The organism is Pseudoalteromonas sp. S1608, from assembly GCF_005887265.1.
GTDB classification, from domain to species: Bacteria; Pseudomonadota; Gammaproteobacteria; order Enterobacterales; family Alteromonadaceae; genus Pseudoalteromonas; species Pseudoalteromonas undina.
This window is the reverse complement of the sequence record NZ_PNDK01000014.1, coordinates 129,743-142,980: the sequence shown is the minus strand read 5'-3', so window position 1 is coordinate 142,980 and position 13,238 is coordinate 129,743. Positions and strand designations below refer to the sequence as shown.

Below are 13,238 nucleotides of genomic sequence, written 5' to 3'. Positions count from 1 at the left end.
TAACCTTATTGCTTAGCAACTAAATCGGCAGGGTTAGCAGTGAGTGTAAATGCCACACCTTGGGTATTAATTGTCACTTTATTTGGTGATATTGGCATGCCAGGCCCTACGCGAGCTGGCCCATTCACTGCAATCACATCACCTTGTTCAAGGCCAGAGGTAATGGCACGTAATGCGCCATAGCGCTCACCGACAGTAACCAATTTATATTGCAGTACATTATTTTCGCCTACAGTTAGCACAAAGCGGTTTTTTAAATCAGTACCAATAGCTCTATCTGGAATAATGACGGTTTCGCGTATTGCATTAGCAGCGAGTTTAATCCGTGCAAAAGAGCCTGAGCGTAACTCGTTACTACGATCTTCAAATACCGCTCGTACACGTAATGTGCCAGTAGAAGCATTAATTTGGTTATCTATAAAGTTGATGTGGCCGTTGTAATTAAAATCACTCTGCCCTACTTTTTGCATAACAACAGGTTGCTTGCTTGATGCAGTAACATCATCAAATGCATTGTTCCAAGTACGTTCATCGACATCAAAGTAAGCATACATTTTGTCATTTGAAACAATTGAAGTGAGCACGCTTTGCCCGGCAAGGACGTTGTTACCTTTAGTGATGTTTGCGCGAGAGATAATTCCATCAATAGGTGAAACCACAGAGGTAAACTCTAAATCAAGTTCTGCGGCTTTAAGCTGCGCTTTAAGTGCAGCAAGTTGTGCTTCACGCTGACGTAACGTTGAGGTACGAGCTTGTGCTTGTTCTGTAGAAATTGCTTTACGCTCAGTTAGACGCACTGCACGTGATGCTTCGCTTTTTGCTTGTTCAAGAGCCGCTTGTGCACTTTTAACCTGAGCTTGTAAACTAGCTACCGTGGCTCTAAATGAACGATCATCAAGGCGAAATAACACATCACCTTGTTTAACAGCATCCCCTTCTTTAAATTCAATTTGCTCAATAATGCCTGATACACGCGGCATTAATGCCACTTTTTGCGGTGACTCTAAGCGCGTTGTATAGGTATGCCAACTTTGTACAGGCTTGACCAGGACTTGGGCTACATCAATAGCTTGATATTGTTGTGCGGGTGCTGATTGCGCTGTGCTTTCTTCAGCACAACCGGTCAGAGTAATTAATGCAACAGATAAGGCTGTAGCAACTAAGTGTTTGTTCATAACGACGCTCCTGTTAATTAGGCGATACATAATACGGAACATACTTGTTGACAAAAACAATAGATTTTTAAATTCATTAGTGCCAAAATGGCATCAAAGTGACACAATGGTGCAATAATGGATACAACAAGCCGACTCTTAATGCTGCTTGAAGTGGTTGAGCAGGGATCATTTGCTAAAGCTGCTGAAATACGCAACATTGATCGTTCCGTGATCTCTAAACAAATTAGTCGTTTAGAAGATGAGCTAGGCGTGAGGCTATTAAATCGAACCACCCGCTCGTTTTCACTTACCGCAGCAGGCGCTGAAATGATAAAAAAAGCGGACGAGTTGCGAAGCCTACTCGGCGATACCCTGCGTATGGCAGAGAATTATCACTTAGAACCTCGTGGCGTATTAAAAATTACCTCATCGACTTTAATTGGTCGGCGTTATTTACAACCAGTGATCAACGATTTCCAAAAGCGCTTTCCGCAAGTGGAAGTAGAACTTCGTTTAGATGATCGGCTTGTCGATATTGTCTCAGAAGGATTTGATTTAGCATTTAGAGTGGGTGAGCCAAAAGACTCCTCTTTGATTGCTCGAAAGATTGCGCGTAATCGTTTATTACTTTTAGCTTCCCCTGCATTTATCGAAACCTATGGAATGCCGAAAAACATAACTGATTTAGCACAATTACCCGCCGCTAGTTACGCAAGTAGTTCACTGCGAGTTGATGGAGTAAGTTACTACAACCACCTGGGTGAACAATGCGAACAAAAAATTAAAAGTGTATTTAGAGCCAATGATGCTGAAGCACTGTTAATGAAAACACTCTCTGGAACCACTTACGTTTTAGCTCCCGCGTTTATATTGGATAAAGAAGTGATTGATGGACAACTGGTGCCTTTATTAACGGATCTAAAATTAATGGAACACAGTGCCATGTATGCAGTATACCCACATCGTGATTTACCGGTAAGAACCCGGTTATTTTTTGATGCTGTACGTGAATATATTGGTAAAGAAAAACCGATTTGGGAAAACAGTATTCCTGATTTTGAACAAATGTATTAAGCCGCACTAAACTTAACCATGCACTAAAATATCAGTACAGACCTCGTTGCGGCCAGTTTCTTTGGCTTTATAAAGTTGTTTATCAGCCAAGTCTATTAGTTCACTTAGGCTTTGTTGCTGGTATTGAACAACGCCTATACTAGCGGTTAACTTAATGGTTTCACCATTGGCAATGATGTGCTTATTTTGTATTGCGAGTCTTAACTTTTCTGCCATTGCTAAGGCTGCTTGCGGGCTATCAAAATTGCTCATTAGTGAAAACTCTTCACCTCCCACTCTAAATACATACCCTTTAGCAAAAGTGACACGCAATAATGTTGCTAGCTCAACCAACACTTTATCGCCCACCTCGTGCCCATACTGATCATTAATTTGTTTAAAGTAGTCTAAATCGAGTAAAAATAAGTAAAGTTGAGATTTATCTCTGAGCTCTACTTCAAAATACTGGTTCATTGATAAACGATTACCAGCACCGGTTAGGGGATCGAGTAACGCTAAATTTTTTAAACGTTTCGAAAAATCAGCTCTATTACCTTCAAAAACATGAGATATGGCCCATATGCTTATGTATACGAATAATAAGTTAAGTCCTATGTTAAAAGCTGAAAACGATGAATGTGGCAGTTTTTGAGATAACACCATCAACTGCAAAAAAAGTAATGCCGAAGACAAAATTAACCCATAACGCCTACCAAGTAGTAAGTAATAAAGAATAGGCAAAATAAATGTCCATAAAAACAGACCGTTTTTAAGGGGGGCTAAGTAAGTGCCGCACAACACAATTAAAGAGATGGCTAAACACATGATAATGGCATGCCAGCGCTTAGGGTAGTGTTTTTGTGAGTGCTTAAAAATATACAAGCATAATAAGGAAAAGCCGACTTCGAGACCACCAACAAGGTGTAAATTATTTACTAATAAATTAAAAACGGCAAACACCAACGACAAAAAACCAAAGCAAATACACATCCATTTAAGAACGTGCTTGCGTAGCGTTTTTGTACTATTAAGAGCAGCTATATCCATGGATAACTTAAAATATTTTTGATGGCTTATAATACCCCTGAAATGCAAAAATCACAATTTTCAGCTAAATAAGCCAGTAAAAACAAGCAAAAAGAACTAGAAAACAACCTCAATCTGTAAGCAAGTCATTAACAGTACCCACTAAATCTGCAAATTCTTCGTCAACATGCGCTAACTGTTTAACGCTCAGCGTTTTATTTAACTTGAGTAGCAAATGCGCATAAGCTTTTAAATTTTGTTCATTTTGCTCAAGCAGCTCATTACTCATATATTGCTCACGCTCAGTGATAATGGTGTGTAATTGCTGGGTAAACTCTGCCTCGCTAAGTGTTTGCTGGCTAAAAAGGGCTTTAAGTGCGGCTAAACGAGTTAATTTATAGTCGTACCATAAATCACTGGTAGAGATATGCTCACTATTGGCTTGTGATATGAGCGTTTGCTGCTCAGAAGTGAGTTTGCCAAGCCACTGCTTGTAGTAGTCTAGTTGCCTCTCTAAGCGTTGTTGTTGGTGCTCCTCTTTAGTTAATGAAGCGTGCTCTTGGATTTCATCATTAATTTGCTCGCGAATATTTTCTACCATTTCACTTCGCTGTGATGGGGTTAAGGTCAGCGCTAACTCAATTAAAGGGTCACTAGTATGCAACAGCAAGTTTCGCCAATGCTGCTTCACTTGGGTTATTTTATCCATCAACTGCGCAGTATCGGCTTCATTGTTTAGCAATTGTCTTAGGTCGAGTAAATCGGCTTTATATTTTGGCAATTCAACTTCACGATGCCAATCTCGGGTGTCGTTAATAATGGCTTTTAACTGCTTAGATTGGCTTTTATTAAGATCAACGTAATCATCTATCCAAAATGACGATAACCAACCTAGGTTGTTATAGGCAAATGTCGTTGAACAGCTGGTAATAAATAACAAACTGGTTATAAAAATAATTTTGCCTAGTTTTATATTTTTTAAATTATTTAACATGAAAAGACCCCGTTGTATGATGCTTTGGTTGCCAAAAATCATCATAAGTAATTATGTAAGCTACTGCTTGCTTTTATTTTTTTCATTTTTCTATAGAATCGCAAGCTAACGCAATTTATATCATAGCTATGTGCTTAAGTTTAGAATTTTTGAGCTATAGTTAAAGCTACCTGTTAATACGTTTGTATATCTAATTTATAAACGTTGGCGTTATTGATTTAGCTCATAATTTATTAGCTACTCGAGTAAGAAGTAAATGATTAATCGTTATGATACTTACCAACAACGATAACTAATTTGGAGACATGCATATGTCACAGTCTAATTTAAAAGCAATGCTCTTTGCGGGCATTATACTTGCTACACCTTATGCTTATGCAGGGCTTGAGGAAGGCATAATAGCTGCAAACGCAGGGCAATTTGAGGAAGCACTAAAAGAGTTTAATTACCTTGCAGACAAAGGCTATGCCCCAGGTATTTACGAACTAGGTAAGTTGTACGAGGGCGGACATGGAGTTACTCGCGACTACTACAAAGCTGCAGAGCTTTATCAACAAGCAGTTAAAAAGAATCATGTAGATTCGATGTTTGCACTTGCAGTATTGTATGACGAAGGCAATGGCGTAAAGTTAGACAAACAAATGGCTATTAGCTTATTTGAGAAAGCAGCCAATAAAAACCTTCCTGCTGCACAGTATAATTTAGGGGTAATGTACGCCAACGGCGATGGCGTGAGCCAAGATTATAAAGCCGCCAGAACATGGTATGAAAAAGCCGCCGCAAATAATTACACTCTTGCACAATTTAATTTAGCACTGATGTATTTCGAAGGCTTAGGAATGCCAAAAAACCTTGAAATGTCGTATGTGTGGAATACCATTGCTGAGTATAACGGTAATATGCAAGCTAGTCACAGTCGTAAACTTGATGAACGCACTATGCTCCCTAAGGAAGTCGCTGAGGCTAAAGAAAAAGCCGATGCTATTTATAATAAAATTTTAGCGGGTACTTATGCGGGTGAAGGGCGAATGTTTTAAGCCAAAAGAATAACTAAAAAAGCTGAATGAAGTGATTCATTCAGCTTTTTTATTTTAAGTACTACAGGCTATTTTACATAAAGCCACTTTAGCACTTTGATCAGTAATTTATTTTGTTTAAGTAATAAACCTATACGCGGATTAAACGAGCCTGATACTAAGGTATTTTTTGCATGGCTAAAGGTTAAAAAGCCTTCTTTAGCATGATAATGCCCCATTCCTGAATGACCCACCCCGCCAAATGGTACATCATCGGCAGCTACTTGTATTAATGTATCGTTAACAGCAACGGTTCCGCTAAGTGTTTGCTTAATAATGTACTGTTGCGCTTGCTTGTCTTGGCCCAAAATATAGACCGCTAATGGATGATGGCGTAGTCGAATATAATTAAGCGCATCATCTAATTTGTCATAACTCATAATCGGTAAAATAGGCCCAAATAACTCTTCTTGCATTAATTGCATCTCGTCGGTGACATGCGTCACAATATGCAGACCCATCCGGTGTTTTTCAGCATCTTGTTGATTTTGCTCAAGTGGCTTTGTTATTTTAGCGCCTTGTTGTTGTGCTTGTTCTAAATAACCTAGCAGACGTTGATAATGAGCTGGACTAATAATAGAGGTCAGGTTTTTCCCTTCAACACCTTGCTTAAAGTGCTTTTTATAAAGTGTGCACAAAGCTTTAATAAACTGATGTTCTAGTGCTTTAGGAACAAATACGTAGTCAGGAGCCACACATATTTGCCCTGCATTGGCCATTTTGCCAAATAATAGAGCACGAGCGGCTTTATTTACGTCTGCTTTTTCTAACACAATGACTGGCGATTTTCCGCCTAGTTCTAAAGTGACTGGTGTTAAATTTTTACTCGCTGCGCCCATGACCAACTTACCGACCGCTGTTGAGCCAGTAAATAATAAATGTGCAAAGGGTAATGATGAAAACTCACTCGCCACCTCGCTGCCACCTTGAATAATGGTGCAGTGTTGGCTTAATTCACCTATAAATATTTTTTCAAGAACCGCATTGGTATTAGGCGTAAATTCACTGAGCTTTAGCATAACCCTGTTGCCCGCTGCAATCGCGGTGATGACCGGTACCAATGCCAATTGAATAGGATAGTTCCACGGTGCAATCACACCCACCACGCCAATAGGCTGATAGGTTACACTTACTTTTGAGGGCCATAAGCTTAACCCCGCGCTGCGATGACTAGGCTTAGACCAGCGAGGTAACTTTTTAATAATATGTGCAAGCCCCTGCATGGTGGGCAAAATATCACCTACTAAGGTATCAAAGGCCGTTCGGTAACCAAAATCTTTAGATACTGCAGCAATTAAGTCTTGCTCTAGCGTTACAATGTTAGCGCGTACTTGCTTAAGTAAAGCAAGGCGTTGCTCAATGGGTAAGTAAGGGGTGTCTTCAAAAGAGTGCTTTAGTTCATTAAATTGTGAACGCAAAGTCCCTGTAGATAATGTATCAGTGGTCAAAATAGGCTACTCGATTTATAACGTTTTCAAGACTATAACCTTGATCTGTTACACGAGCAATAAAGAGTGATTTTGCAACATAATGAAAAGCGTTGCAAAAACACTCATAAGGTTGGTTGGAACTCATACCGATGCACTGCTTTTGTGTGCATCGGTTATCTGTTTTGTTAGTTGATTAAAGTGGGTTATTAAAAGCCAAAAACCTGGGCTGCTATGGTCATTGTTACTAAGGTAATTAAAACTATAGCGACAATATTTAACACAAAGCCAGCACGGATCATGTCTTTCATTTTAATTTCACCCGAGCCAAACACAATCGCATTGGGTGGTGTGGCTACTGGCATCATAAACGCACAACTACACGCAATCGCAGCTGGAATAACCCACACTAACGGGCTGCCAGTTATTGACTCAGCAACTGGGCCTAGTAATGGTAAAAAGCCTGCGGCTGTTGCCGTATTACTGGTAATTTCCGTTAAGAAAGTAATGAGTGCCACCACCACAAGAATGCTCATAACTAAAGGAATTGCACTGGCACCCTCAATCATGTTGGCAATGTAATCGGCTAATCCTGATGATTTAATTTGCGAGGCTAGCGTCAAGCCGCCCCCAAATAAAAGCAACACACCCCAAGGTACTTTGGCTGCACTTTCCCAATCTAAAATTCGCTCATCACTGCCTTTATTAGCAGGTAGTACAAATAAAAGTAATGCGGCTGCAATTGCAATACCCGTATCTGAAATTTTAAGGCCGGTCACATCACCTAATAATGGTCTGAATATCCAACAAATAGCCGCAAACATAAACACAAACAATACGCCCTTTTCAGCACGTTGCATGAGTCCTAGGTCTTTTAGCTGCGAAGAAAATACCGCTTTAGTGTCAATTCGCTTGTTTGCTTGTACATTCGCATCAACTTTGTAGGTAAATTTAGTTAACCAAATCCAGCTGATGATTAACATGCCAAGTGCTAATGGCACACCAACTATCATCCACTGGGCAAAGCCAATTTCAATCTGGTAGCTATCTGATAGGTATGCAGCCATTAATGCATTTGGAGGAGTACCAATTAAAGTAGCAATACCACCAATACTCGCACCATAAGCAATAGATAGTAAAAGTGCTTTACCAAACCCCTCATTACTAGGATCTGAGCTTTTAACTAAATGAGTGATAGATAAGGCAATAGGCAACATCATTACTGCGGTAGCGGTATTAGACATCCACATTGATAAAAATGCAGTCACTAACATCATGGCTAAAATTTGTAAACTTGGTTTTTTACCTGCATAAAGCATAGTTCTTAATGCAATGCGCTTATGTAATCCCCAACGCTCCATTGCAATTGATATTAAAAAACCGCCTAAAAATAAAAAGATCAGCGGATGCGCATAAGGAGCTGCAACACTTTTTATAGCCGCTATATCTACGATAGGTGAAATCACTAACGGAAGTAGTGCAGTAGCAGGAATGGGCACAACTTCACTTACCCACCACGATGCCATCCAAAATGCTAAGCCTGCAGTTTTAAATGCAGCTGCCGACATTCCTACTGGCGGCTCAACTAAACAGGTCAGTAACATTACACACGGACCAAGTAATAATAACAGCCACTGCATAAACGGCTTTTTATTGGCGTTATTTTCTAAAATACGTTTTGTCATATTAACAGCCTTTAAAATTTATATTTAAGACCAAGCGCAACACTGTTATCAGCATTTTCTTCTAGGTCGAGGTCAGTGTACAAAAGGTAAGCCGTGGTTTGCTTGTCAAAAATGTAGTCTACACCGGTAGTCCATTGGGTAGCGTCTGACGCTTGGCGCAATTTTGAATCATCTTTTGCAAATTGTACTTTAGGAACCCATTTATCGAGCTTGTAACTTGCACTTAACACATAACCATTCCCTGATTTAGTACCATCAATTGATTCTGAATGTTGGTATAACGCACCTAATTTTAGCTTTTCAAATTTATACACGCCTGCAACACGACTTGCTTTAATGTTATTAAGTGAGTCAACATGGCTAATTGAAATAGAGTAAGGTGTTTTATTTAAACTACGGTCACCATAAATCAGGGTTGCCGCAAATCCTGCTTCGTTATCTTTGTTGTCATCTTTTGGCGCATAGGTAAATGAAAACTGTGCATTGTGCCAGTATTTAGAGGTATAAGTAATGGTGTCGCCTAAGCGATCTTGTCCTGCAATAACTTGTGAAATATCTGCTTGGGTTTCGTTAAAGTTATCAAGCTTGCCTTCTGAATATTTAAAACGCGTGTCGTTTCGCCCTACGACCACTTCACCAAACGCACCTTTTAGGCCAAGGTAAGTATTACGTGCTGCAAAAGGCTCATTGGTATCGTCGTGTTCAAAACCTTTTACTTGAACCTCGTATTTAAATACGGCAGTAAAATACTCATTTAATTTATGGTCCCCTTTAATACCAATACGCGAAAAAGGGGCATCTATTTGTGTGCCTTCATCTGCGTAACGCATAATGCCAGTATCGGTGTTGGCAATTTGTACTTCGGCTTTACCATACACAGTGTAATCTGCAGCAAACGCTGTTACAGGTAGTGTGGCAGCACTGCATAACGCAGCAAGTACTGAACCTTGGAATAGATTATTTTTCATTATGTATCCTAATTATGTGATGTTACTTGTTGTCTACAACTGTAGAGCAAGAACATGACCAACTAGATAATAACAATAAATTTCAGTGACTTAAAAGATAAAACCATGATAAAAAGCTTTGAAATGTGCGGATTTCCACACACTTTAAATACCTACTATCACCATTTCCACCCACTAATCGGTAAACATATCTCGATTAAGGTTATATTTACTCATTTTATCGTAGAGGGTTTTGCGCGCGATTTGCAACGTTGCCATGGTGTCTTTAATACTGCCATGATTAAGCTCTAAGGCTTCTTCAATTAAAGACTGTTCATAAAAGCTGACCTTTTCTGCAAGGCTTAAGTCCAATGATAACGACGAGCCACTACTGCTTGAGTCACTCTGTGCAAAAGCCAGATCGGGGCCAAGTAACACCGCTCGTTCAGCCTGGTTTCTTAATTCACGAACATTACCTGGCCAATCATGCGCAAGTAGGCGCTGTTGTAACTCAATATTAAGCGCACCTAAAGGTTTATGAAAACGAGTGGCCGCAATAGAGCTAAAGTGCTTAAACAACAAAGGAATATCGGCTTTTCTATCTCTTAACGCGGGAATGCTGACTTTAACTAAACTCAATCGATAGTATAAATCGGCTCTAAACTCACCTTTTTCTACCAACGAAAGTAAATCGACCTTAGTGGCCGCAACAATACGAATATCAAGGTCAATGGCTTTATTTGCCCCTACAGGGGTAACTTTTCGCTCTTCAAGCACCCGTAGTAATTTAACTTGTAGCGACAAGGGAGTGCTTTCAATTTCATCTAAAAAAACCGTGCCGCCTTGTGCAAACTCAAACTTGCCTTTGCGATCTTGTGTTGCGCCGGTATATGCACCACTAACAGCACCAAACAATTCACTTTCTATTAGTTGCTCAGGCACCGCACCACAGTTAATAGCCACAAACTGACAGCTTGAACGGTTACTATGATCATGTAAGTAACGGGCAACCAATTCTTTACCTGTTCCAGTTTCACCTTCAATTAATACATCTGCGGGTGTATCAATCACTGTGTTGAGTAAGTTCATCATGTGCTGCATTTTAAGGGTCTCGCCTAAAATGCGCACACCGGGCGCGGAGGTCTTTTCAACCGCACGCTTCAGAGCTCTATTTTCCATAACTAAAGCACGTTTGTCTGAGGCCCTAGCAATGCAATCTAATAAATTTTCGTTCAGGGGTTTTTCAAATAGATCATAAGCACCTAACTGCATTGCTCTAACCGCTACAGAAACATCAGCATAACCTGTTAAAAATATCACCGGAAGTTCACTATCGAATGCTTTTACCTGCTCAATAAAAGTTAGACCATCCATAGTTGGCATATTTATATCACTGAGGACAACGCCATAAAAATTGCGACTTAAACGGCTTAAAGCAATACTCGCATCACTAAAGCACTGCACCTCATACCCTTCGAGGGTTAAAAGCTGATTTAACGAATCACGGATCATCGCCTCATCATCAATAACAACCACTTGCTTACAAACAACGGCTTCAATCATTTTTTGGGGCCTCTATGCTTGATAAACTAATAATAAACTGTGCACCGCCTTGAGGACGATTGTGCGCCGTTAAGTAACCATTAAATGAATCAATAATTTGCTTTGATATTGATAAGCCCAGTCCTAAGCCATTACTTGACTTGGTACTGTAAAAGGGTTCAAAAATAGAGCCCAGCACATGGTGTTCAATACCTGGACCACTATCTAAAATAGAAAGCTTAACGCGCTCCTCAAAACACTCCACATCGAAACTTAGCTCCCGTTTAGGCTCACCTTTCATTGCTTGAGACGCATTGGTGATCACATTAACCAGTACTTGTTCAAATTTTAATGCATCAACCCACACGGTGATCTCTTGCGAAAACTGCGGTGCACTAACGTTTACATCATCTTGCTTAAGTTGCGGGTGGGTAATCATCAACGCATTGTTTAATAACGCCGACAGTGGATGTGGTCGCAATTGCATTGTCGCCGGCTTACTAAAGTGTTTAAGCTGCGCCACTATTTTATGCACCCGCTCTACCAAATTCTCAATAATAATTAAATTTTCACTTAATGCATTGAGTTTCCCTTTTTTGAGGAAAATTTTAGCGCTGGCCAAATAGGTGTTCATGGCGCTCAGTGGCTGGTTAATTTCATGATTAATACCCGCACTTAGTTGCCCTATTGTGGCTAATTTTGCCGACTGTACTAGTGCAGTTTGCGCTTTTTCAAGCGCTTGAGTGCGCTCTAATACTTCAAGTTCTAAACTGTGGCGCGAGTACAGTAATTTTTTATATCCGGCAAAGCGTGCCAATAAGCTATATCCGACAAAAATAAATACCCAATAAAACAACACCAGCCATAACAATCTGGGCACCTGTAATGCATTTATGCTTGAAATATCAACCAATACCGTCATCGTTGCATTTAGGTGTGTCAGTGGTCTTGAAGCGGCAACATATTGATCTTTAGCAATTTTAAATTGCTCAATGCCCTGACTTTTGTAGCGCTGCTGCTTTATTTGTAACGGTTGATGATCTAAGTAAGCACGGCGCTGTTTAATATCGCGACGTGTAGTAATATCAAGCTCTGTAAACGTGTTTAAACGCCATGCTGGCTCATCTGACATAGCAATAATTTTATCCGCAAGCTGCAAATAAAAATGACTGCCTTTTGAAGTATTTAATAATGAACGATCGTTTTCAAATTTAGCGACATTAATTTTTAGTGCCACAACGCCAATGGCTTTGCCATCTTGGTAAATAGCCTGCGAGAAGTATATTCCGCGTTCTTTCGAGCGTTGTCCTAGAGCAAAGTAGGCGACCTTTTCTCCGGCAAAAGCTTGTTTAAAGTAAGGCCGGAATGCAAAGTTGCTCCCTAAAAACGTATAGTCGGTTTGCCAGTTGCTACTAGCAATAACGTCGCCATGAGTATCTAGTATATATACATCTGAGGCACCGCTGGCTTGTTGAATATCAGCCAAGTAATTATTAATTGCATTGAAGTGTTGTGATTCATTATTAGTAAAACGAATCAATAAATTATTTTCGGTAAGGAGCTGAGGAATAGCTGCAAAGCGCGCGAGTTCATTATCAATATAATTATTTAATTGAATGACCTGTTGGTCAGCTTGAATTTTAGCTTGGCCTAAATCATAAGCACGGCCAAATGAAAATGTAACCACTAATAACAGCACTAACAGAATACAAGCAAAAATAATTTTTTTAGGGATGGAGAACATAAACGCCTATGACACCAAGGTGCCAATAATAAGTAATAGCCACTATTGTATCGATTTATAGGTCTTTGCAGAAGAAACTTTTTGTTAACAAGTGTATTAAAACTAAAAAACCGTGAAACTAAAAATATTTCACGGTTTAATTCCCTGCAAGGGGATGCTGTTTTAGCTTAATCTACGCTTTTGCAAGCGCTGGCTTGTCTTTGAAGTACTTATACAAACCAATTAATGAAGCTGCGATCCAGAATATTTCAATTACAAAACTCGCTAAGTTAAAGTTATAGCAAAGACTAATAAGTAACAAAATAGCGCCACTTAAATTCATTAAATTATACGTCAAACTTTTTGGCGATACTTTATTTAGTTGCAGTAAAAAAAACGAACCAACCACTAAAAAAGTGCCACTCATACCAACAATATCAAATAAAAGTGCAATCACACGTCTATCCTTTTCCATTTTAAAACCCAACTGACTGGCCCAATCCATGGGGAGGGTTTTTTTCAATCATTGAAACAGCAAAACCAGCGAAGTTTACCAGTGAAAAAAAAGCAAACAAGGGCTTATGTCCGCCTCTTGATAGTTTGGGTTA

The 13,238-nt window shown here is 39.6% G+C and carries 11 protein-coding genes; 2 read left to right on the top strand and 9 right to left on the bottom strand.

Translation table 11 applies throughout. From position 1 onward, the window contains the following. Positions 1-5: 5 nt before the first annotated feature. The gene (locus CWB75_RS06890; RefSeq protein WP_055011970.1) at positions 6-1,175 is read right to left on the bottom strand and encodes an efflux RND transporter periplasmic adaptor subunit; all 1,170 of its coding nucleotides are present in this window, start codon (positions 1,173-1,175) and stop codon (positions 6-8) included. Between the two features lie 117 nt (positions 1,176-1,292). On the opposite strand from CWB75_RS06890, the gene CWB75_RS06885 reads away from it, so the two are divergent. Then, on the top strand, positions 1,293-2,231 hold the full coding sequence (locus tag CWB75_RS06885) for a LysR family transcriptional regulator (protein WP_010389001.1): 939 nt from the start codon (positions 1,293-1,295) through the stop codon (positions 2,229-2,231). 12 nt (positions 2,232-2,243) lie between these two features. Here the strand turns inward: CWB75_RS06885 and CWB75_RS06880 are convergent, their stop codons facing one another. After that, positions 2,244-3,257 (bottom strand): GGDEF domain-containing protein, encoded by a 1,014-nt coding sequence (locus CWB75_RS06880; RefSeq protein ID WP_138570229.1) that lies wholly within the window; start codon positions 3,255-3,257, stop codon positions 2,244-2,246. A 109-nt stretch (positions 3,258-3,366) separates the two neighbouring features. Beyond that, a complete protein-coding gene (locus CWB75_RS06875) occupies positions 3,367-4,230 on the bottom strand; it encodes a DUF6279 family lipoprotein (protein WP_138570228.1) in 864 nt (287 codons plus the stop codon). Positions 4,231-4,541: 311 nt separating this feature from the next. On the opposite strand from CWB75_RS06875, the gene CWB75_RS06870 reads away from it, so the two are divergent. Further along, positions 4,542-5,267, top strand: coding sequence for a tetratricopeptide repeat protein (locus CWB75_RS06870; protein ID WP_138570227.1), 726 nt, complete (start codon positions 4,542-4,544; stop codon positions 5,265-5,267). Positions 5,268-5,335: 68 nt separating this feature from the next. On the opposite strand, the gene CWB75_RS06865 is transcribed toward CWB75_RS06870, so the two are convergent. The 6 genes from CWB75_RS06865 to CWB75_RS06840 all read right to left on the bottom strand — a co-directional run bounded on the left by CWB75_RS06865 (position 5,336) and on the right by CWB75_RS06840 (position 13,087). Then, positions 5,336-6,754 (bottom strand): coniferyl aldehyde dehydrogenase, encoded by a 1,419-nt coding sequence (locus CWB75_RS06865; RefSeq protein ID WP_055011966.1) that lies wholly within the window; start codon positions 6,752-6,754, stop codon positions 5,336-5,338. A 188-nt stretch (positions 6,755-6,942) separates the two neighbouring features. Then, on the bottom strand, positions 6,943-8,418 hold the full coding sequence (locus CWB75_RS06860; protein WP_138570226.1) for an SLC13 family permease: 1,476 nt from the start codon (positions 8,416-8,418) through the stop codon (positions 6,943-6,945). An 11-nt stretch (positions 8,419-8,429) separates the two neighbouring features. After that, positions 8,430-9,386: a porin gene (locus tag CWB75_RS06855; protein ID WP_010389007.1), complete on the bottom strand. Its 957-nt coding sequence runs from the start codon at positions 9,384-9,386 to the stop codon at positions 8,430-8,432. A gap of 174 nt (positions 9,387-9,560) precedes the next feature. Beyond that, positions 9,561-10,928: a sigma-54-dependent transcriptional regulator gene (locus tag CWB75_RS06850; protein ID WP_036954930.1), complete on the bottom strand. Its 1,368-nt coding sequence runs from the start codon at positions 10,926-10,928 to the stop codon at positions 9,561-9,563. Next, positions 10,921-12,651 (bottom strand): sensor histidine kinase, encoded by a 1,731-nt coding sequence (locus tag CWB75_RS06845; RefSeq protein WP_036954933.1) that lies wholly within the window; start codon positions 12,649-12,651, stop codon positions 10,921-10,923. The genes CWB75_RS06850 and CWB75_RS06845 overlap by 8 nt, the downstream gene beginning before the upstream one ends. Positions 12,652-12,823: 172 nt before the next feature. Further along, complete coding sequence (locus tag CWB75_RS06840; protein ID WP_010389010.1) at positions 12,824-13,087, bottom strand: CBU_0592 family membrane protein; 264 nt, start codon at positions 13,085-13,087, stop codon at positions 12,824-12,826. Between the last annotated feature and the right edge of the window lie 151 nt (positions 13,088-13,238).